Source organism: Butyrivibrio sp. FCS014 (assembly GCF_000526935.1).
Lineage (GTDB): Bacteria > Bacillota > Clostridia > Lachnospirales > Lachnospiraceae > Butyrivibrio.
Genome location: NZ_JAHA01000003.1, coordinates 551680 through 573992 on the forward strand (window position 1 = coordinate 551680; position 22313 = coordinate 573992).

At 43.8% G+C, this 22313-nt stretch carries 22 protein-coding genes; all 22 read right to left on the reverse strand.

Annotated features, from left to right (window positions below):
• Positions 1 to 5 precede the first annotated feature (5 nt).
• Positions 6 to 977 (reverse strand): homoserine O-acetyltransferase MetA, encoded by a 972-nt coding sequence (metA, locus tag T456_RS0102655; protein WP_024864809.1) that lies wholly within the window; start codon positions 975 to 977, stop codon positions 6 to 8.
• 14 nt (positions 978 to 991) lie between these two features.
• Positions 992 to 3013, reverse strand: coding sequence for an NAD-dependent DNA ligase LigA (gene ligA, locus T456_RS0102660; protein ID WP_024864810.1), 2022 nt, complete (start codon positions 3011 to 3013; stop codon positions 992 to 994).
• 19 nt (positions 3014 to 3032) lie between these two features.
• Positions 3033 to 3749 (reverse strand): pseudouridine synthase, encoded by a 717-nt coding sequence (locus tag T456_RS0102665; RefSeq protein WP_024864811.1) that lies wholly within the window; start codon positions 3747 to 3749, stop codon positions 3033 to 3035.
• 107 nt (positions 3750 to 3856) lie between these two features.
• A complete protein-coding gene (locus T456_RS0102670; protein WP_024864812.1) occupies positions 3857 to 4738 on the reverse strand; it encodes an adaptor protein MecA in 882 nt (293 codons plus the stop codon).
• Positions 4739 to 4790: 52 nt separating this feature from the next.
• Entirely contained in the window at positions 4791 to 5801 is a 1011-nt protein-coding gene (gene hypE, locus T456_RS0102675; RefSeq protein ID WP_024864813.1) for a hydrogenase expression/formation protein HypE, read from the reverse strand.
• A 5-nt stretch (positions 5802 to 5806) separates the two neighbouring features.
• Entirely contained in the window at positions 5807 to 6853 is a 1047-nt protein-coding gene (hypD, locus tag T456_RS0102680; RefSeq protein ID WP_035800968.1) for a hydrogenase formation protein HypD, read from the reverse strand.
• Positions 6854 to 6855: 2 nt separating this feature from the next.
• Positions 6856 to 7071 (reverse strand): HypC/HybG/HupF family hydrogenase formation chaperone, encoded by a 216-nt coding sequence (locus tag T456_RS0102685; protein WP_024864815.1) that lies wholly within the window; start codon positions 7069 to 7071, stop codon positions 6856 to 6858.
• Position 7072: 1 nt separating this feature from the next.
• A complete protein-coding gene (gene hypF, locus T456_RS0102690; protein WP_024864816.1) occupies positions 7073 to 9517 on the reverse strand; it encodes a carbamoyltransferase HypF in 2445 nt (814 codons plus the stop codon).
• A 3-nt stretch (positions 9518 to 9520) separates the two neighbouring features.
• On the reverse strand, positions 9521 to 10042 hold the full coding sequence (locus tag T456_RS18975) for a 4Fe-4S binding protein (protein WP_024864817.1): 522 nt from the start codon (positions 10040 to 10042) through the stop codon (positions 9521 to 9523).
• 49 nt (positions 10043 to 10091) lie between these two features.
• Positions 10092 to 11171 (reverse strand): hydrogenase large subunit, encoded by a 1080-nt coding sequence (locus T456_RS0102700; RefSeq protein ID WP_024864818.1) that lies wholly within the window; start codon positions 11169 to 11171, stop codon positions 10092 to 10094.
• A 12-nt stretch (positions 11172 to 11183) separates the two neighbouring features.
• Positions 11184 to 11516: an NADH-quinone oxidoreductase subunit C gene (locus T456_RS0102705; protein WP_024864819.1), complete on the reverse strand. Its 333-nt coding sequence runs from the start codon at positions 11514 to 11516 to the stop codon at positions 11184 to 11186.
• On the reverse strand, positions 11516 to 12220 hold the full coding sequence (locus T456_RS23555) for an NADH-quinone oxidoreductase subunit B family protein (protein WP_024864820.1): 705 nt from the start codon (positions 12218 to 12220) through the stop codon (positions 11516 to 11518). The genes T456_RS0102705 and T456_RS23555 overlap by 1 nt, the downstream gene beginning before the upstream one ends.
• 24 nt (positions 12221 to 12244) lie before the next feature.
• Positions 12245 to 13114 carry a respiratory chain complex I subunit 1 family protein gene (locus tag T456_RS0102715; protein WP_035800972.1) on the reverse strand — a complete coding sequence of 290 codons (870 nt, stop codon included), beginning with the start codon at positions 13112 to 13114 and terminating at the stop codon, positions 12245 to 12247.
• A complete protein-coding gene (locus T456_RS0102720; protein ID WP_242835840.1) occupies positions 13114 to 14931 on the reverse strand; it encodes an NADH-quinone oxidoreductase subunit 5 family protein in 1818 nt (605 codons plus the stop codon). Before T456_RS0102720 ends, T456_RS0102715 begins: the two co-directional genes overlap by 1 nt.
• Positions 14932 to 15080: 149 nt before the next feature.
• The gene (locus tag T456_RS0102725) at positions 15081 to 15383 is read right to left on the reverse strand and encodes a metal-sensing transcriptional repressor (RefSeq protein ID WP_024864823.1); all 303 of its coding nucleotides are present in this window, start codon (positions 15381 to 15383) and stop codon (positions 15081 to 15083) included.
• Positions 15384 to 15506: 123 nt separating this feature from the next.
• Positions 15507 to 15950 carry a MarR family winged helix-turn-helix transcriptional regulator gene (locus T456_RS0102730; protein ID WP_024864824.1) on the reverse strand — a complete coding sequence of 148 codons (444 nt, stop codon included), beginning with the start codon at positions 15948 to 15950 and terminating at the stop codon, positions 15507 to 15509.
• A gap of 72 nt (positions 15951 to 16022) precedes the next feature.
• Positions 16023 to 18431, reverse strand: coding sequence for an HAD-IC family P-type ATPase (locus T456_RS0102735; protein ID WP_035800974.1), 2409 nt, complete (start codon positions 18429 to 18431; stop codon positions 16023 to 16025).
• A gap of 2 nt (positions 18432 to 18433) precedes the next feature.
• Positions 18434 to 18712, reverse strand: coding sequence for a cell division topological specificity factor MinE (gene minE, locus T456_RS0102740; protein ID WP_024864826.1), 279 nt, complete (start codon positions 18710 to 18712; stop codon positions 18434 to 18436).
• Positions 18713 to 18725: 13 nt separating this feature from the next.
• Positions 18726 to 19508: a septum site-determining protein MinD gene (gene minD / locus T456_RS0102745; protein WP_024864827.1), complete on the reverse strand. Its 783-nt coding sequence runs from the start codon at positions 19506 to 19508 to the stop codon at positions 18726 to 18728.
• Positions 19509 to 19520: 12 nt separating this feature from the next.
• A complete protein-coding gene (locus tag T456_RS0102750) occupies positions 19521 to 20255 on the reverse strand; it encodes a septum site-determining protein MinC (protein ID WP_024864828.1) in 735 nt (244 codons plus the stop codon).
• Positions 20256 to 20436: 181 nt separating this feature from the next.
• On the reverse strand, positions 20437 to 21390 hold the full coding sequence (gene tsf / locus T456_RS0102755; protein ID WP_024864829.1) for a translation elongation factor Ts: 954 nt from the start codon (positions 21388 to 21390) through the stop codon (positions 20437 to 20439).
• A gap of 47 nt (positions 21391 to 21437) precedes the next feature.
• The gene (gene rpsB, locus T456_RS0102760; RefSeq protein ID WP_024864830.1) at positions 21438 to 22190 is read right to left on the reverse strand and encodes a 30S ribosomal protein S2; all 753 of its coding nucleotides are present in this window, start codon (positions 22188 to 22190) and stop codon (positions 21438 to 21440) included.
• Positions 22191 to 22313: the final 123 nt, after the last annotated feature.

Genomic DNA, 22313 nt, shown 5'->3' on the forward strand with positions numbered 1-22313 from the left:
TTTTGTTACTGCACTATTTTCTGAGTAAGATCCTTTCTTGCAAGAGTTCTCTTTTCCTCATCCAGGATCTGTCCCCATTTATAAGGCGTGTTCTGGTATACATAATAGTTAAGCCAGTTTGAATACAGGTTATTGGCGTGGCTTCTCCATACCAGATCAGGCTTATTGTCAGGATTATTCTCGGGATAATAGTTAATGGGCATATCGATGCGAAGTCCCTTTGACAGATCCCTTCTGTATTCGCTATCAAGTGTAAGTCTGTCGTATTCCGCGTGTCCCATTACAAAGATCTGGCTTCCGGACTTGTTCATGCAAAGGAAGATTCCGGCTATCTTGGATTCAGCCAAAACCACCAGGTCTTCGCACTCATGTATCTTCTCGGAAGGAGTCTCGGTGTGTCTTGAATGAGGCATCATGAAAATGTCATCAAACCCGCGGACAAGAGGCACCTTTCTGTTCATCACCCTGTGCTGATATATTCCGAATCTCTTGGTCTCCAGAGGCTCTTTATCTATTCCGTAGTGGTAATAAATACCGGCCTGAGCACCCCAACAGATATGAAATGTTGAGGTTACATTTACCTTGGACCACTCAAATACCCTGCAGAGCTCATCCCAATAGTCAACCTCCTCAAAGGGAAGCTGTTCAACCGGTGCTCCGGTTATGATAAGGCCATCGTAAGTATTGTCCTTGAGCTCATCAAAGGTGTGATAAAACCTGTTCAGATGGTTCGGCGATGTATTTGCATGATGATGGGTACTCATCTGCATGAAGGAAACATCAATCTGCAGCGGAGTATTGGACAGTGAGCGAAGAAGCTGAAGCTCCGTATCCTCTTTAAGGGGCATAAGATTTAAGATACAGATCTGAAGGGATCTGATATCCTGATGCATCGCCCTGTTTTCATCCACAACGAATATATTCTCTTTTTCAAGTATGTCCCTTACGGGAAGGTCATTCTTTACTTTGATCGGCATTTTAGTATCTCCCCTCAGCTGTTTATCATATTAAGAAAGTCTGCTTCATCGATGATCCTGATCCCAAGTTCCTGGGCTTTTGTCAGCTTGCTTCCCGCAGCTTCTCCCGCCAGCACCATTGATGTCTTCTTGGATACGCTTCCCGAAGCTTTACCGCCGTTCTTAACTATAAGTTCCTCTGCCTCTTTTCTTCCAAGAGTAGGTAAAGTTCCCGTTACTACGACGGTCATTCCCGAAAGCTTATCGGATGCATCAGCATCTTTTACCGCTTTCATGTTAAGCCCCAGTTCCTGCATGACGCCAAGGATCTTAAGATTATTTTCATCATGGAAAAACTCGTAAAGATCACCGGCTGTGGTCTCTCCTATATCGGGAATCTGCAAAAATCCATCCCTGGTAACCTTCGTAAGATCCATCATATCGTCAAAATGCTTCATGATCTCACGGGCTGTGGACTTTCCGACATTTCTTATGGCAAGTCCTGTAAGGAGTCTTACAGGGTCGTTGGACTTGGACTTCTCAATCTCCCCAAGAAGCTTGTCCGTATTCTTTTCCTTGCCGATGATACCTTTTTCTATCAGTTCATCTCTGTGATCCCTAAGATGATAGATATCAGCGTAATTTGAAAGATACCCTTCTTTTACCAATGCTTCTACAAGTGTATCACCAAGTCCCATGATATTCATTGCATCTCTTGAAGTAAAGTATGCAATTGTTCTCACAACCTGCGCAGGACAGGTGGGATTGATGCATCTGATATCAGCCGTATCTTCCTCCCGTACAAGATGGCCTCCGCAAACCGGACACTTGTCAGGAGCCTTGTAGATCATCTCAGGTTCTTTTACGCATCCGTTGAGCTTCGGGATGATCTCTCCGCTCTTAAACAGCTTATACTCTCCGCCTATACCAATCTTCATTTCATTGATATAGTCCTGGTTGTGAAGAGTTGCCCTGGAAACACTGGTTCCGCAGAGTCTTGCGGGTTTCCCGGTCTCTCTGTCATGGAAGCTTCCGGTAAACGTAAGTTTTCCTGTTCTTCCCACATCCACCATGATCTCATCCATTACAACGATTCGTTCCTCAGGGGGATACTTGTAAGCTATATGTCCGCTGGAATATTTGCTGCCTGCAGGGAAATCATCTCTCCAGGCTGTATTGTCAACCTTAATGACTGCTCCGTCCAGGTCAAACTCAAGGTCCTGCCTCATGTTTCCTATATCTTCTATGGTCTTAAGGACTTCTGCGGCATCCCTGCACTGTCTGTGAAATACAGTTGCAACACCGGCTTTTTCAAGGATATCCATTCCTTTGCAATGCTCTGCCTTGATCTCATCCGGTCCGTCCTGAACATTAAAGACAAACATCTTAAGGCCGCGCTTTCTTGTGATCTCGGGATCCAGCTGGCGCAAAGTACCGGCAGCCAGGTTTCTGGGATTAGCCGCAAGCTTTTTTCCCAATTTCTCCTGCTCTTCGTTAAAGCTCTCAAAGGCTTCGTGGGACATGTAAACTTCACCTCGAAGCTCGAGACTCTCGTAGGGAAGATCAAGAACCTGCTTCACATCCGGGATAACAAGGGCATTTGCGGTCACATCCTCGCCGATAAGGCCGTCACCTCTGGTCTCCGCAAGGGTAAGATGAAGTTTCCCATCCTCCTGTCTTTGATATCTTAAGGACATGGAAAGTCCGTCGATCTTCTGCTCAACGGAAAAAAGCGCATCGGGATGCCTTTCATGGACCTTGTTGATCCAGTCGGTAACATCCTCCGTGTTAAAAACATCTTCAATTGAAAGCATGGGAACATTGTGAGTGACCTTGACTCCGGCCTCTCTTTTGGCGACTCCCCCCACGATGCGGCTTGGTGAATCCGCTGTAACAAGATCGGGATTCTCCTTCTCAATAACCTTAAGTCTTTGCATTAACTGATCGTATTCATAATCGGAAATCTCAGGCTCGTCCTGGTTGTAATACAGATCCATGTGATGCCTGATCTCCTTGCACAGACTTTCATACTCTTTTCTGATCTCTTCAGATGCCATTATATCAAAATCCCCCAAATCATCTGTTTTTAAGCCCTGTTTCTTCAAAGAGCATATTTATCTGCTCTTCGTTTAAACGGACGAAACTGCCCGGTTTAAGGTTCAAATCCGACAGCTTTATGGACATGACCCTTATTCTTTTTAAAGTTATGACCTTATAGCCAAGGCTGTCGCACATTCGCCTTATCTGTCTGTTAAGCCCCTGGGTCAGTACTATGTCAAAAGATCTGTCGCCGGTCCTTTTCACAGTGCAGGGCCGTGTAGTTCTGTCAAGCTCCTTAAGATACAGTCCCCCGGACATTTTGCGGATAAACTCATCATCTATATCCTTGTCCACAGTGACCCGGTACTCTTTCTCATGACCTTTGGAGCCCTTCATCATGGCCTGGATAAGGTCTCCGTCATCGGTCATTATAAGAAGCCCTTCCGAGTCCTTATCAAGCCTTCCGGCGTAGGTAACACGCTCATCGAGCCCAAGATCTTCTATGACAGTTCTTTTTGCATGTACATCCCTTTCGGTACAGACTACACCAACAGGCTTGTAATAAGCAATATATTCATGCTGCTTTTTTGGCGATATCTCTTTTCCGTCAAGGCATACTATGTCGCTGTCAAGAACGTCCAGCCCCATGGCGGGAGCTTCACCATTTACCGTGATGCGTCCGCTTTCTATTAACTTGTCGGCTTCCCTCCTGGAGCATACACCGCAGGAGGCTATATATTTATTCAGTCTCATTTTTCCTGTTTATCTTTATGCCGGTTCGCATTTATTTCTGCCTGTCTCATACTAAAAAAGGAACGGCCTTGTCTCATGCCGTTCCTATATATGACCTTCCTCACCTGTTAGAGAGCTGCAAGAGCTTCGATGGCGTTGTCCTTGATGATACAGTCGAAGCTTTCAGTGATATGGGCGATTACATGTGGGTTACTGGCCTGAAAATGTCCGAATTCATATGCCATTGTAAACAATGCAGCAAAGAGTTTGGGATCTTCGTTCTCTCTCTTAAGATCCAGATAATACAGTCCGTCAGCTTCATTCTTGTAAAGGCAGCTTTTGATCTTCAGGAATTTGGGAGCCTTATTGCAGAAAGCCATAACTGTCTGCAGATCGCCAAAGGAAAAGACATACTCATGGAACTTAAGTCTCTCCTGGTCCCTCTTCTTCCTGTTGTCATCCAAAGAGCGCTTCTTGGATGCGCCTGTGGAGATCTTACCTGCTTTTCTTGCTGCGCTTTCCAAAGCTTCATTGTTATTAGCGGAAGGCTTGCCGTCTTTGCCTTTGCGGTTCTTATTAAGTCCGCTATCCTCAAGAATATCTCCAACCGTGTCGGATATCTTCTCATTGATGCTCTTCAAATACTCATGGAGCCTGTTGATACGTTCCTCATCAACCGACTCTCCGATATCCTCAAGTACCTTCTTGGGAATCTTGATTCCGGCCTTCTCTGTGAGGTTCTTAAGAATCTCTCCGAATGAAGCTCCGGCATTCTCAGAAAGTGTAAGAGAAATGGAATGATCAGGAAGTACGGTGATCTGCATCGGCATAAATGCACCGGTGGGCTTGTAATCAACCTCTTCCTCGGCCTTCTTCATCACATCGTGAAGAAAATCCATTGCCTCTTTTTTCTTTTCAAATAGATCCTCTAATTTAATACCCTGTTCAAACATGTCATCTTCAGTAATGATGCATGTTACAGTGTCTTTATTAATACGTCTGAATTCCATGTTTATCCCTTTTATAAGTCCGAAAACAACCTGTTTAGATATTTTACCATAACTAACAGATACGTGGAAGTCCTTCTCCGTACATAAGACCAACCACTCTTTTGCCGCCGATGTCAGTCAGTACTGACACATTAGTATTATCGGCATTATTCTCCTTCTTCTTGACACTGCCGATAATTGCAGCATTTTCGCCGTATTTGGAGCTTCTGATGGCTAAAAGTGCCTTATCTGCGTCATCTTTCGGTACTGACAGCACCATTTTTCCTTCATTTCCCATATAGATGGGGTCAAGTCCAAGGATACCGCAAAAATCCTTCACCGCATTGGATACGGGGATATCAGATTCCACAAGTTCTATCTCGCAGCCCGAAGCAGCACCGAACTCATTGAGCACGGTTCCAAGACCACCTCTTGTTACGTCTCTCATGGCGTGAACTCTTACACCTTCCTTGTAGAGATTTGAAACCATCTCATTAAGAGGCGCGTTATCTGAAACTATACTAGTCTCAATCCCCATTCTTGTGCCAAGAATGGCCGCATGGTGATCCCCGAGATTTCCCGAAACTATGATAACATCACCGTCTTCAAGCTTTGAAGGTCCGGGAGTAACAAGGTCCTCCGGTATAAAACCAACTCCTGATGTATTTATGATAAGTCCGGGCTCACCGCCCTTATTCTCGATAACTTTGGTGTCTCCGGTAACCACCTTAACACCAGCTTCCTCTGCCGTCTTTGCCATTGATGCAATGACCTTATCCAGAATATCGATATCAAGGCCTTCCTCGAGTATGCAGCCACAGGTTATATACATGGGCTTTGCGCCGCTCATAAGAAGATCATTGACTGTTCCGCAAACCGACAGCCTTCCGATATCTCCTCCGGGGAAAAGAACCGGTGTCACCACGAAACTGTCTGTGGTAAAGGCAATTCTTCCGGCTCCCGGCAGAACTGCCGAGTCTTCAAGTTTTGAGAGATACTCGTTATGAAAATGTTTGGAAAAAACCTGCTCTATAAGCCTGGAAGTGGATTCTCCGCCGCTTCCGTGAGCCATTGTAATCTTCATCTATATTACCTTCTTCCGGAAATAAAGTAGTTGTAGCAGCTGCCTTCAGTGGAAACCATGCAGGCGCCGTGGGCATTGTCGGGAGTGCAGCTCTTTCCGAACAGTGGGCACTGATTAGGCTGTAATTTGCCAACCAGAACCTTGTCACAGCAGCACCCTGCAGGCATGTGATCCTCGTCAAGTCCAATGCTTCCGGCATCGAAATCTCTGTACTCTTTTCTAAGTACCATTCCCGAGCCCGGTATCTTACCCATGCCGCGCCATGAGGCGTCAGAAACCTCAAAGTATTTATCCACCAGCTCTTTTGCCTTGATATTTCCCTCTTCTGTTACTACATTCTTATAGAGGTTTTTATAGCCGGATGTTCCTTTCAGTTTAACAAGGGAGTAGATTGTAAAAATCAGCTCTTTTCCCTCAAATCCTGATACTACAAAGGGAATCTGCAGCTCGTTGGCAAGGTCTTTGAAAAGGGCTCCTCCGGTAACTGCGCTAACATGTCCCGGTGCAATAAAGCCGTCTATTCCGCCTCCGTTTGCCATAACCCATCTGATAACCTCAGGCATGGTTTTAAGTGAGGTCAGAAGCTTCAGATTTTTAATGCCTTCCTTTATGGCCTCCTCTACAAGAAGCGCGTATACGGGAGTTGTTGTCTCAAAGCCGATAGCCGCAAAAACATACTGTGTATCAGGATCTTCCTTGGCAAGCGCAACGGATTCCATGGGTGAGTATACCATCTTAACCGAGGCGCCCTCAGCCTTGGCATCCGCCAGTGACATTTTAGAACCCTTAACCCTTATAAGATCTCCAAATGTAAGTACCGTTGTCCCAGGCAAAAGAGACAGCTCAACAAGCCTGTCTATCACAGCCGTGACTGTTACGCAAACAGGACATCCGGGGCCGGAAATAAGTTTGATCTTTGGAGAAAGCATCGAAGGAATGCCGTTTTCAGAGATGGCTGCTGTATGGGTACCGCAGACCTCCATAAGCCTTACTTCCTCGCCGTCATATTCTTTTAGTTCTTTTACTATATCTTTCAGATCTGTAACACTCATTATCAGCCAAGATCCTCAATCTCTCTGAAAAGTTCTTCAATTTCATTGGCCATATCTTCATCCATGGTCTGAATGATACAACCTGCATGAACAAGAACTCTGTCTCCTATTTTTACATTGACAAGGCCTGCCTGGGCCTTTACTATATTGCCGCTAAAATCTACGCTGGCTTCTGTTCCTTCAAGCCCTATGACTTTTCCGGGTATTGCTACACACATATCAATTCTCCCTGGTGTTCATTTCATTTCTGAATCCTGATTCGTTTGTCTTTAAAAGACCGTAATATGCCTGTCCCAAAGAAATACCGCCATCTCCCAGAGGGACCAACTGATTCCAGTAAGCCTCTAAGCCCTCATCTCTAAGAACATCAATGGATTTCTCTAAAATAATCCTGTTATTAAAGCATCCTCCCGAAAGGCATACTTTGTGAATACCGGTAACATCTTTCATTCTCCTGCATCCAATCCGTATCATATCTAATACAGTTCTGTGAAATCGGTATGCCAATTTCGAAATCGAATACCGGCCGGTTTTTCTTAATGTGAATAAAGTTGAAAATACATTGACAGAATCAACTTCAAAGGAATCCTTATCGTAATAGAGTTCCGTTCCCAATCCATCATCACCTTCAAAATCAATGTTATTCTCTCTTATATACTTAGCGGCTTCCTGCTCCAGCATAATTGCACACTTACCTTCATAATCGTTGTAATTCGCTATTCCCAAAAGGGCGCAGGCAGCATCAAACAGCCTTCCCATACTGGAAGTTTCGAAGGTATTTATGTCATTATCAAGAGCTGAGTTTATAAGTTCCATTTCCGCTACTGTCTCGCCCTTAAGCGGGATAGCTGCATCTTCCCTGGAAATATAGCCTCTTTTTACACACTCATGAATATAACATCTTGCAACGGATTTTGCATCCTTGGATGCCTTATCTCCTCCAACAAGCTTAATATACTCCAGATGCCCAAGTCTCTTAGTTTTGGTGCCATCACAATAGATAAATTCACCGCCCCATATATTTCCATCGGTTCCATATCCTGTTCCGTCAAAAGAAACGCCAAGAGTTCTTAACAAACCTTTCTCAGCCATAACGGAATAAATATGAGCAAAATGATGCTGTAATCCGATAAAAGGAATGTTCTCATTTTCACTTTTTCTTTTCCCGTAGGAAGTGGAATGATAACCGGGATGAAGGTCTCCAACTATAACAGTTGGCTTTTTTAAAAACACCTTCTCAAAATAATCTATTGTCTGTTTATATAGCCGGAATGTCTCTTCATTTTCAAGATCACCGATGTGTTGTGACAACATCGTCTTGTTACCGCAGGCTATTGCGGGACAAGCCTTAAGATCCCCGCCAAGAGCCAGAATAGTATCTATACTGAGATCGATCAGCTTTTTTATATAAGGGTCAAGGTTGTCAGGATCTATGAGTTCCTCTTTTACCCGGGGATAGAATGTTTGAATGGGCAGCGGGAAATAACCTCTTGATCTTCTGATAAACTGATCACATGGCGAATCTTGATATCTCTCAATAACAAATAAAACAGAATCATCCTGAGGTATCTTTATCTGCCTGTTATAGTAATAATGCCCATCCAAAAGGTGCTGAAACTTCTCGGCAAACTCATCATCATCAATTATTATGGGGGAATCTGATATATTGCAGCTAGTAACGATCAAAGGCCCTGTTAAATCAAGAAGTAATCTGTGTGCTCCCGAAGACGGGAGGAAAGCGCCTATATAATCGCTGTTCTTGACAACAGCCTCCGGAAATTCTCTTATTTTTTTAAGAAGAACAATAGGTCTTGCCGAAGACTCAAGAACTGACTTTTCAGAAGAATTTACATCTGCATCTTCCTCGATATCATAAATGGTGGGATACATTATGGCAAAGGGTTTATTCTCTCTTCCCTTAATCTTCCTAAGTCTTTCTGCAGCTTCCTCTGTAGGCTTACATATTATCTGATATCCGGAGACACCTTTAAAACCGATAATCCCACCGCCGTTAACAACTTCAGCAGCTTTTTTGATACCTTCATCATACTCGTATTCAATATATGTATTATCCTCTGTTCTTTGAACAAATCCCCATTTGGGACCGCAATCACAGCAGGAAATTGTCTGTGCATACCACCTTCTCCCCTTGGTATATTCACGTTTGCACTCAGGGCACAGGGCAAAATCCTTCATGGTGGTATTTTCCCTGTCATAGGGAAGTCTGTTTAAAATACTTATCCTCGGGCCGCAGACAGCGCAGCTTATAAGCGGATGCCTGTATCTGCGGTTGTTTTTATCCAGCATTTCCTTCATACAATAATTGCAGATGCCTATGTCCGGAAGAAAAACAGGTATGTCTCCGACCATGTCCATAGTACTGCTTTCAACAATCTCCACGCCATTGAAGGAGGAAAGTTCTGAAGGGTCCTCGGGAACATCATAAAAGTTTATAGACAAAATAAAAGCTCCCTCAGGCTTATCACAATTTAAATGATGAATAAACAGAAGAATATCTTCATCCTTGCCGGTAACTTTTATCTCAACAGCTGCGCCAATATTTTTAACGTAGCCTGTAAGTCCGTATTTAGTTCCCACTTCTGCAATAAAGGGGCGATAACCAACTCCTTGTACCGCCCCTTTAACCATAATCTTCTTTACCATTATTTACTGCTCTTTTTTCTCTTCCGGCTTAGCCTGAGGTTGAGGTGTAGCAGGTGCTGCCTGTGCTGCAGGATTTGCTGCCGGTGCCTGTGCTGCGGGGGCTGTGCCCTGAGCCTGTGCTGCCTTGGCTGCTGCAGCGGCTGCCGCACGCTCCTTGGCTGCCTTCATAAGTGCTTCCTGGGCTGCAATAGCCTTTTCTGACTGTTTAAAAGTCTTGGTAACCTTCTCAGAACCAGGCTCCTGGAACCTGAGTCCCATTGAAAGTGATTTCTTGGGACAGTTATCAACGCAGCATCTGCACTGAATACAGCTCATAGGTCTTATTGACCAGGTCTTCTCATTCTTGTCCACGGTAATAGCATGAGTGGGACATTTTATTGAGCAAAGACCGCAGAGGATGCAAAGGTCCATATCGTTCTCAACATGGCCTCTTGTTCCTTCGGGATACTCTTTCTCTACCTTTCTTGTCTTGGGCTTTGAAAAGAGATTATGTAAAACTGTTTTATTAAAACTTACAATTGCCATTTCTATCTATCTCCTTCTTATGAAATAAATCGAATCAATTACCAACTGATCATCTCTCAGTGCAGCTGATACATGGATCAATTGTAAGTACAAGGATCGGAACATCAGCAAGATCACAGCCCTTAAGAACTTCAACAAGACCTGACAGGTTTGCAAAAGTAGGGGTGCGGACTCTCATTCTGTCTATGAACTTGGTTCCGTTTGCCTTTACGTAGTAAATAGCTTCACCTCTGGGCTGCTCTATTCTCATTACGTATTCGCCGTTGGGCATGCCCTTAACAGGAACATCAATATCTCCGGCAGGCATCTTATCTATACACTGGCGCATGATATCAAAGGCCTGGAAGATTTCCTTGATACGGCACTCTGTACGGGCGTAGGAATCACCTTCAGTAGAAATGATAGGTTCAAAATCAACATCGCCGTATGCGCAGTAGCCGGTTGTTCTGATATCTCTGACAATTCCGCTGGCTCTGAGGAAAGGACCTGCACATCCGAGAGCATCTGCCTGCTCTGCTGTAAGAATACCAACTCCGCGAAGTCTTGTCTGAACGGCAGCATCGTTAAGGAAAGGCTTTGAAATGGTCTTAAGATCCTCTTCCATCTTGTTGATCCTCTGATAGAAATCCTTAAGCATTTCATCGCTTACATTACGTCTGATTCCGCCTACCTTCATTACGGAAAAGATAACGCGGCCTCCGGTAGATGCTTCAAACATATCCAGAGCTTCTTCTCTAAGTCTCCAGCATTCCATATAAAGAGACTCAAATCCAAAAGCGTCGGCAAGAAGACCGAGCCAGAGAAGATGTGAATGAACTCTTGAAAGCTCTGACCAGAATGTTCTTAAATACTGAGCTCTTGAAGGCACCTCAATATCCATAATGTGCTCAACAGCCTCAGCATAGCCAAGTCCATGGCCAAGTGAGCAGATACCGCAGATACGCTCTGCCACATATACCATTTCGTTGAAATCTTTTTTATCAACCAGCTTCTCAAGTCCTCTGTGAATAAAGCCGATGGAAGGGATTGCTTCCACAACCTTCTCATCCTCCATTACGAGGTCGAGATGTATAGGCTCAGGGAGAACAGGATGCTGGGGTCCAAAAGGGATTACACTTCTATTAGACATTATTTCCTCCGATTATTTAAATGGTGTCTCAATCGCTGTGCGATAGAGCTTGCCTTCAAAGTCAATATTTATCATCTTAATGTTTACGCCAAAAAGATCATGCATCTCATTCTCGTAAATAAATGCGCAGGGATAAATACTGGTGATACTGGAAATCTCCTGATCCTCAGGAAGAGTCATCTTAAGATGCTTCATCTCCAGGTCTTTTCCAAAGGAATAGATAAGCTCATATGCCTCGGGAACTCGGGTTGCGCACTGCTGGATAAGGTGATATCCGGCGAATTTAAGTTTCTGAGACTCGTCGATAATGCTCTCGGGATTAACACTTATAAACTCTGTATTCATTAAGCTTTATCTCCTTTCTCAGAATTTGCTGCGGGCGCAGGTGCTGTCTTGGAAGCCTGTGCTGCAGGTGCTGCTGCGTTTGCTGCAGGTGCTGCTGCATTTGCCGCAGGTGCGGGCTTGGGAGCAGGCTTTGCTGTTGCCTTGATTTTCTCCTCAGCCTGCTGACGAAGAGCCTCTTCAGTGAGGACCTCATCATACTGATCCGTAGGATCATAGTCATCGGCAGTCATATGAACAGCCATCTTGCTGTAATCAACTGCACAGTAACCGGCCTTCATGGACTCTTTGAGTTTCTTTCTCTTCTCTTCAAGGATTCCTACAGCCTTTACGACTCCCTCGATAAGAGCCTCAGGCCTTACGGCGCATCCGGGTACATATACGTCAACGGGAACAACCTTGTCGGCGCCGCCCAGGATGTTGTAACACTCCTTGAAAATTCCACCGTCACATGCGCAGATACCGCAGGCCACAACAACCTTGGGATCAGGCATCATGTTGTAGAGCTGTCTGATTACAGGTGCAGTCTGTGCGTTTACTCCTCCGGTAAGAAGAAGTACGTCAGCATGTTTGGGATTACCGGTATTGATAATACCAAATCTCTCCACATCATACATGGGAGTCATGGTAGCAAGAACTTCTATATCACATCCGTTACAACTGGATCCGTCATAATGTAAGACCCATGGTGATTTTGCAATATTCATCGATCTATATTCCCTTCCTGATTATTATTTAAGTACATTCAGAATCAAAAGATTTGTTCCCGCAAATACAAGGATCACAGCCCAGGAAACCTTGAGCATGGTAATGTATTTAACACGGGGGAATACATTGTCAACAAGGGTTATAAGGAAGAATACGACAGCAATGGCTAAAATAGCCCAGAGTCTGCTGATGGGGTTAGCTGTAATAAAGAACATTCCTACAATACCCATCATAAGAACTGTGTCGTACCACTCTGCTATTTCTACAAAAGCCAGGTTGTTACCGGAAAGGTCTGTTGTAAGTCCCTTAACCATCTCCTGATGCATATGGTGTGATGTACTAAGGTCGAAGGGTGATTTCCTGAGCTTGATGATCAGGATAAACACAAATCCGATAAAGAAACCGGGAAGCTTGATGATCGCAGGCATAGGAGCAACTACAAGATCATTTACCATGAAACTTCCCTGTGCATAGTAGAAACCGATTGCAACAAGCAGGGTCATAGGCTCGTAACACATCATCTGAAGCAGCTCACGCTGCGCACCCATGATACTGTAAGGACCGTTTGTTGAGAAAGCAGCCATTACCATAAGTACTTCTGACATGGACAGAGCGAAAAATACCAGGAGCATATCTCCGCCGGCAAAGAAAAGGCAGCCGGTGAATATGGTCATGATAAGATAACCGGTAACAAACAGAACCTGAATACTGTTAACAACAGTGGTCTGCTTGTTGAGCAGCTTAATCACATCATAGAAGGGCTGAATAATAGGCGGGCCCTGTCTCCCCTGCATACGGGCAGCAAAAAGTCTGTCTGTGCCTGATAACAGTCCTCCAATAAAAGGAGCTAATATTAAATACAAAAGCGCTTTGATTATAAAATTAATTTCCATCAAAAAGCACCTCCAACCACAACAATAAGCATTACTGCTACCAGAATCGCAGATACCCAGATACAAGGCTTCAGAAGCTTATGTTCTCCAAAATAATCAACCATATACCAGTTTGACATATAAAGAGCTCTCTCTTTTCCGAAGGAGTCTATATAGTGTCTGTCATCACCTGCGTTAACACCCGCAACGTAAGACATTGTCATCTTTGAATTCTTACCGATAGAAAGGAATCTTGATCCGATAGGGATCATAAATACCATTGCTACCATTATCATCATGATGATTACATCGCTTCCGCCGATAACATCAGGGATCTTGGTGTAAAATGCCTCATTAAGAATGGGCTGGATCATATGTCCTGACATCCAGGGGAAAGCAAAGCACATGATGATTATAAGTGAAGTAAGCGGGAAGATTGAAACCAGCTCGCTTCTGGGAGTAATATCTTCGAGCTCAAAGGACTGGTGGATTACGGTACAGATCTTGCCAAGCCACTTAGCCCAGTAGAAAAGCGTACTTCCTGAACCAAATACCAGGAAGATAACAAGCCATACGGATCCTGAATCTACAAAGGACTTAAGTGCTGCCCACTTTGAAACAAGCATTCCGAAAGGAGCCATGAACATACCGCAGATACCGATGATCATGATAAATGCAAGTCTGGGAAGCTTGATGATAAGTCCGTGCATATCCTCGATATCACGACTGTGCATGCAGTTCTCAATATCACCAACAGTCTGGAACAGCAGGGACTTTGATACAGCATGGAAAAGAACCAGCATAACAGCAGCCCATACGCCTTCGGTTGTACCGGTTCCGGCACAGGCAGTAATAAGACCCAGGTTCGATATTGTTGAGTAAGCCAGAACTTTCTTTCCGTCACTAACGGTAATAGCAAGAAGAGATGCTGCAAAGAATGTAAATCCACCAATAACAGTAATCATGACGCCTGTAAGAGAATCCTTCATTACAGGTGCCAGTCTTATAAGCATATAAACGCCTATCTTAACCATAGTAGCGGAATGCAGAAGCGCACTGGATGGTGTAGGTGCAACCATCGCTCCAAGAAGCCATCTTGAGAACGGGAACTGGGCGCTCTTGGTAAGTGCCGCAAAGGCAAACAAAGTTGCAGGTACAAGATAAGGAGCATATCCCATTACAGTAAGCTCACTTAAATTTGATATCTCAAACTTCATATTGCAGATCATAAGGCCTGCAGCAAAACCGCATCCTCCAAGAAGGTTCATCCAGAGAGCTCTGAAGGAATTGTCTACTGCCTCCTGAGTTCTGGTGTATCCGATCATAAGGAATGAACAAACTGAGGTGATCTCCCAGAAGAAGTAGATCCATCCGAGATTATCAGATGAAATAAGTCCAAACATAGCTCCAAGAAAAACAAACATCAATGCCAGGAAATAGTTTGATCTGTCCTGAACATCAGTATGATGGTTGTGATAATCCTTCATATAACCTGAAGCGTAGATACAGATAAGGATACCTACTATACCCACAATCAAATACATAACAGCTGCAAGGGTATCGATCCTAATGTGAGTATTGCCTTCTACTACTCTGCCTGTAAGATCCATCCAGAGTACAGGAAGGGTTCCTGCAAGAGAAAACAGAATTGCATAGTATTTTTTGTACTTAATGCTGAGGAAACATACAACGCACATAAGGAATACTTCACCGGCCATAACAAAGGTATCGGGAAGATGTGTTTCCTCAAGGTACACAAACTGTGATGTGTCCCCGGAAGTAATTACCGTCACGGCAACATAAATAGCGGCTATCATAATGGTAAATCCACCGATCATGATAACAGCACTTCTGAGAGGACTTGCCTTTTTGAGAAGCCCTATTACAATTGCCATGATAAAGGGAAAGAGAATTAAGAAATTGACTACATTTAGAATTGGAATCAAGGTATTTCGCCCCTTTCACATATTCTCAAAGTCCTTTCAGACTATGAGTTTTTCATAAATTTGTCGACGGCCTCATTGAGTTCAATGATGGCCTTCTCATCACCGTCCTGAACTGCATGAACTATACAATGGCTCATGTGTTCCTTAAGAATTTCCTTGCCGCAATTGTTGATTGCAGAGCGCACGGCGGCAAGCTGAATAAGCACCTCGGTACAGTCCTTATCGTCTTCCACCATCCTCTTTACTGATTCAAGGTGGCCGATTGCTCTGGAAAGCCTGTTCGAGATAGCCTTCATATGTTCAGGGTCATGGTGATGGTGATGTTCATGGTTCTCAGAACTCATAAAAACCTCCATAAAGAATGTGCGTTTTTGTTAATTTTTTGACTTGTTAAGACAAAAAGAAAATAAAACGCACAAATGACCGATTATCATTATATTTCTATAAGTTGAAAAAAGCAATAAAGATTATCTTACATTTCCAATAATCTTATATAAAAGATTGTAGAGAAGCTCTGATTCTTCAGGGGACAGTTTAACACATGAGCCCATTGCAGGAGGAATAGAAAGAGCGCGCTCTCTAAGCTGCTCTCCCTCTTCGGTGATGGTAACCAGAAGATTACGCTCATCCTCATTGGATCTCTCTCTTGTTATATAGCCCTTGGATTCAAGCTTTTTAAGGACAGGAGTAAGTGTACCTGAATCAAGGTACAGTTTCTCCCCTAAGGTTTTTACATTGAGTGACTTCTGCTCCCAAAGCACCATCATAGTAATATACTGGGTATAAGTCAGATCAATCTCATCAAGATATGGCTTATACTTTCTGATGATCTCCTTTGAACAAGCATAAAGCGGGAAGCAAAGCTGATTCCCAAGTTTTAAAGTTTCGTATTTTTCCTCTTTTGCACTCATGTAAAACTCCCAAGAATAAATTTTATACTATTTAATTATATCACAAATTTGCGAATGCGCACAATTAATTTTTTAACCTTTTTTAGTTAATTCTATCTGAAATCTACTTTCGATATAGCTAAACAGCATAGTTAAGTATCTCATAAACGGTTCTGTCGCTATTGCAAACAGCACAAACAACATAACACATTCAATCGAAACATATGATATAGAAAAAAGATCATTAAAAATAAATGCTGCAACCACGATACCAACAACGCATCCAAGTATTACTCTCAACCTGTATTTGTTAAGAGGCATACAGATATTGGCAAGGATAATGAATCCCACTATTGCAAGAAGGAAGGTGGCGGCAACTGAAACATCGGATGCCTTCACTCCAAAGGTATTGCCAAAAATAACCAGGGCTGCAATAGCCAGGAAATCCGTCAGAGCTGCGGGCATGGCCTTTAGAAGCACCTTAACAAGGAAATGTCCTTCTATCCTCTTGTTATTGGGCTCCATCGCAAGGAAGAATCCGGGAATTCCAATGTTAAAAAGACTTATCATGGTTATCTGTGACGGCTGCAAAGGATATGTTACCACATTGATAATGGAGAACAAAGCTAAAAGCAGCGAGAAAATGTTCTTTACCAGGAACAGAGTCGCAGTTCTTTCTATATTATTGATATTCCTTCTGCCCTCTGCCACTATCATCGGCATCTTGGAAAAGTCGCTGTCCATAAGAACTACCTGGGCAGCCTGAACTGCAGCTTCGGAACCGGCAGCCATTGCTATGGAGCAGTCAGCATCCTTCATGGCCAGTATATCGTTAACACCGTCTCCCGTCATGGCAACGGTATGTCCATCTGCCTTAAGGGCTCTTACAATCTTCTGCTTCTGATCCGGTGTCACTCTTCCAAAAACGGTATACTTCCTGACAGCATGGGGAATATCCTCATCCATCAGAGTTGTCGCATCAACATACCTGTCGGCATTATCAATTCCTGCATTTTTAGCAACTTCCGATACTGTCAGAGCATTATCACCGGATATAACCTTAACATTAACATTCTGCTTTTTGAAAAATGCAAAGGTTTCGAGTGCTGATTCTCTGATCGGGTTCTGCAAAAGGATAAACATCATGGGAACCGTATTGGCCCCGTCAAGGTACCCTTCCGGTGCAGGAATCGAAGTACTTTCGGAAGTGGCCTCCACTGCCTGCGTTCCGTCAGCTCCTCCGAAATATCTTGCAAAGCAAAGGACTCTCAGTCCCTTTGCAGCATAACTGTCTATTATCTCCTTATACGCAGGATATTTGTCCGTAAGAACATATTCCGGCGCGCCCAGGACATATGTAGCATTCTTAAACTGTACAGAACTGTACTTGTACTTGGATGTGAAGGGATGGAAAGAAACGCTTCCAAGGCTGCTCCTTAAGGGGAAATAGTCTTCAAGAGCTCTCATGGTGATATTCTCATCAGGGATACAGCTAATATATTCCGCAACAATATCCACCACTCTCGGGAATTCCTCCCCGTCCTTGGTTCCGTCCGGCAGTACAGCATCGGCTACAAGCATGCTGTTATCGGTTATGGTACCTGTCTTGTCGACGCATATGGTATCAACTCTGGCAAGAGCTTCAATACTTCTCATATCGTGAAGCATAACCCTCTGCCTTGCCAGTCTTATGGTACTAAGTCCGAGAGTAATACTAAGTAAAAGATATAATCCCTCCGGGATCATTCCGATAACGGCTGCCACCATTGAAGGAACACTCTCGGAAAAAGAATTACCCTGGATATAAAAGCTTTGTACAAAAAGGCAGATTCCGATAGGAATAATGATAAGTCCGGCAAAGGCTACAATCCTGTTAATGGATTTAACCATTTCACTCTGTTCAGAAGAAGGCATCTTCTTGGCTCTTAACATAAGCTGGGAAATATATGACTCATGTCCCACCTTTGTGAGCCTTGCAAGACATTTTCCGGACACAACAAAGCTTCCGGACATAAGTGATGAACCGGCTGTCTTTACAATCTCATCAGCTTCACCGGTAAGAAGCGCCTCATTGACGTTAACTTCACCGCTAATGACCTCTGCATCGGCACAGATCTGACTTCCCGCAGAAAGAACTATCACATCCCCGAGAACAAGCTTATCTATCGCAACTATCTTCTCCTTACCGTCACGTATCGCAGTAACGGTAGACTGATTCAGGACCTTAAGATCATCAAGTATCTTCTTGGCTCTTATCCCCTGAAATATTCCGATCAGCGCATTACATATGATAACAGGCAAAAAAGTCAGCGAATTAAAAGCGCCGGATATGATAAGCAATATAGCCATGATAAGAAAGATCAGGTTAAAGTATGTGAAGATGTTCTCTTTAATGATCTGACCGTTGGTCTTACCGATATTTTCAATTTGTACATTGCCCTTTCCCTGATTATAAAGCTCTTTGGCTTTTTCAGAGGAAAGACCCATTATCTTATTATCCATAATCACTTAGAAGTATGATTCATGTTCTTGATAGGTATATTTGCATAAAGTGCAGGAACAGTCTTACCCGTATTATCCTCAGTGTCCATCTGGGTAATATTGATATCTATATTATCCATATCGATCTCTGCATATTTGGACAGAACTTCTATGATATCGCTGCGGATCTTCTGCATGATATCAGGTGAACATGTTGCTCTGTCAGATACAAGGACCAGTTTAAGTCTGTCTTTGGCCACATCGCTGGAGGATTTTCTCTTAAAAATATCAGATATTTTCATAATTCAATTCTCCTTATCTCTTCCTTGAGAGCCAGCCAAACAGTCCCTTTCTGGCTTCAAGATCCAGGAAAGGAACGTTCTCACCGGTAACTCTGCGGCAAATATTCATGTAAGCCTGTCCGGCAAGGGAATTATCTCCAACCAGCGGCTCACCGTTATTGGTGGCAATGACAATGTTCTCATCATCGGGAACCTGACCAATGAGTTCAACAGCCAGAATCTCCACAACGTCGTCTGCAGACATCATGTCGCCTCTCTTGATGAGGTCAGGACGAAGTCTGTTTACAATAAGCTGGTGATTCTTGATCTCTTTCGCCTCAAGAAGACCGATGATCCTGTCAGCATCACGTACTGCAGATACTTCAGGTGTAGTTACAACAATTGCTCTGTCAGCACCTGCAATGGCATTAAGGAAGCCCTGCTCGATTCCTGCAGGACAGTCGAGAATGATGTAGTCAAACTCTTCCTTAAGTTCCTCTGTAAGTTTCTTCATCTGCTCAGGTGTTACGCTGGTCTTGTCCCTGGTCTGAGCAGCAGGCAAAAGAAACAGTGTGTCATATCTCTTGTCTTTAATAAGAGCCTGTCTTAATTTACAGTTCTCCTCGATAACATCAACGATGTTGTAGACGATACGGTTCTCAAGACCCATAACAACGTCAAGGTTTCTAAGGCCTATATCCGTATCAATAAGAACTACTTTTTTGTTTAATTTGGCAAGGCCGGTACCGATATTGGCCGTTGTTGTGGTTTTACCAACTCCGCCCTTACCTGATGTGATAACTATTACTTCTCCCATACTTTCCTCCGTTTAAATACTGTAAAATCTTCTTAAAAATGAAGTGTCATACGATGTCTTAACAATATGACCATTCTCTATATAAGCTACTTCTGCCATCTTATCGTTTCCAAGGAATTTCTTCTTGGTTTTGATCCTGGCACCCTTTTCAGCATCAGGAGATATCGCGATTGCATCCCCGATCCTGACCTGAATAGGAGCAAGCTTAAGTGCCATTATGACTGAATCGTTGTCGCCTTCACATCCGGCAAAGGCATTACCTCTCAGCTCTCCGAGAATAAATATACTGCCCTTGGAGACAACATTTCCTCCCGGTTTAACATCTCCTAGAACTATAATGCTCTTGTCGCTCTTAAAATCCTGACCGGATCGCAAATTGCCTCTGTAAATAACAGCATCTCCGTCAGCAAGGTCGTTATCCTGTGAAGCTTTCGGAGCATCCGGAAGTTCTCCGTTACTGCGAAGTACTCCAAGCCTGATAAGTTCCTCCTTCTCAGACTGCTCATCAATAATACAGATTATGTGAAGATTGGAATTATCCTCAATGATCCTAACTATCTCATCGGCTTCCACATCTGACAGGAACCTTCCTCTAAATATAAGTCCCATATCATGTTTGCCAAGAAAAGAAGATGCTTCCGCGAATTTCTCCGCAACCTTCTGTTTGAGATCATTGAAAGGAACAGACGGATCCAAGACCAGAATTATCCCTGACTTGGTCCCCTTGATAGTGACATTTGCTTCCAACTAAGATCACCCACCCTTTTTTCATACATCTTGTATGTTCGGTCTTTCCTGAACACACCATATACAAGTATATGCTATTTGCCTCTAAAATTAAACCGACAAAATACATAAATAATGGATGTTTTTTATTACAAAAAATGGAGCCCCGGGATAGTCCCGAGGCTCCGATTAAAATCAGATATTATTTAAGTGTACCAGCCTGCTTAGCAACTTCCTCAGCAAAGTTCTCGTTCTTCTTCTCGATACCCTCACCGGTCTCGAAACGAACGATCTTCTTGATCTTAATATTTGCGCCGTTGTTCTTGCCAACCTGTGCAAGGTACTGAGCTACAGTCTGCTTACCATCTTCAGCCTTAACGTAAACCTGCTCATTGAGGCAGATCTCCTTGAACTCTTTGTTAAGACGACCGATAAGCATCTTCTCGATGATCTCCTGAGGTTTTCTCTTTCCTTCAGGAAGCTCCTCGTTCTCCTTCATAGCCTGAGCAAGGAGGATCTCCTTCTCATGGTTTCTGTAATCCTCTGAAATATCCTCAGAAGAAATGAACTTGGGATTAAGAGCTGCAACCTGCATAGCTACATTCTTAACTGCATCCTTGATCTCATCGTTTACAACATCTGTATCAGCCTCAACAAGAACTGAGATTCTTCCGCCGCCGTGAACGTAAGGAACTACGATACCGTTCTCAGCTACAACCTTCTCGAAACGTCTGATTGAAAGCTTCTCAGAAATAACTGCTGTGATCTCAACAAGTGCATCGTTAACAGTCTTGGAACCGTCCTCGATCCACTTCTCAGCCATAAAGGAATCAAGATCCTTGGAATCAGACTCAACTGCCTGCTTAGCAACAGCCTCAACAAATGCCTGGAACTTCTCGTTCTGAGCAACGAAGTCTGTCTCTGAGTTAACCTCAACAACAGCTGCTGTCTTGTCATCCTTTACTGCGATTCTTGTAAGACCCTCTGCAGCGATTCTGCTGGCCTTCTTCTCAGCCTTCATGATACCGTTCTTTCTAAGGTACTCTACGGCTGCATCCATATCTCCGTTAGTCTCTGTAAGAGCCTTCTTGCACTCCATCATGCCGGCGCCTGTAGACTCACGTAACTCTTTAACCATTGCTGCTGTAATAGCCATTTATCTATCCTCCGTAAGATTGTGTTTATTAAATTCAAAAGATCAGATCAAGCCTCAACTGTCTCTTCTGCAGTAGCCTCTTCCTCTGCAGACTGCTCAGCTGCAACATCAGCCTCAGCACCCTGGTTAGCCTCGATAACAGCATCTGCCATCTTACCAACGATAAGCTTTACTGCTCTGATAGCATCATCGTTACCGGGGATGATGAAGTCAAGCTCCTCGGGATCGCAGTTTGTGTCGCCGATACCGATAAGAGTGATTCCAAGTGACTCAGCCTCCTGGATGCAGATTCTCTCCTTCTTAGGATCTACTACAAAGATAGCATCGGGAATTCTCTTCATGTCTCTGATTCCGCCAAGGTTAGCCTGAAGCTTTGAAAGCTCCTTCTTAAGCTGAGCTACTTCCTTCTTGGGAAGAACATCAAAAGTTCCGTCTTCCTGCATCTTCTCGATCTTCTTCATTCTGTCGATTCTTGACTGGATTGTCTTGAAGTTTGTAAGCATTCCGCCAAGCCATCTCTCGTTAACATAGTACATTCCGCAACGCTCTGCCTCAGTCTTAACTGCGTCCTGAGCCTGCTTCTTGGTACCTACGAAAAGGATTGTTCCACCCTGCTGTGCAATCTCGAATACTGCCTTGTAAGCCTCGTCAACCTTAACAACTGACTTCTGAAGGTCGATGATGTGGATTCCGTTTCTCTCTGTGAAGATGTAAGGAGCCATTTTAGGGTTCCATCTTCTGGTCTGGTGTCCGAAATGTACACCTGCTTCAAGTAACTGTTTCATTGATACAACGCTCATTTTGATACCTCCGTTTGGTTAATCTTCCGTACACCTTGTGCCCGCTACTCCTGCAGTGCGTCTCCTGTCAGGCAGGCTCCTCTTCTGATCGACAATGCCGACACCGGAAAAAGAATCGGATGT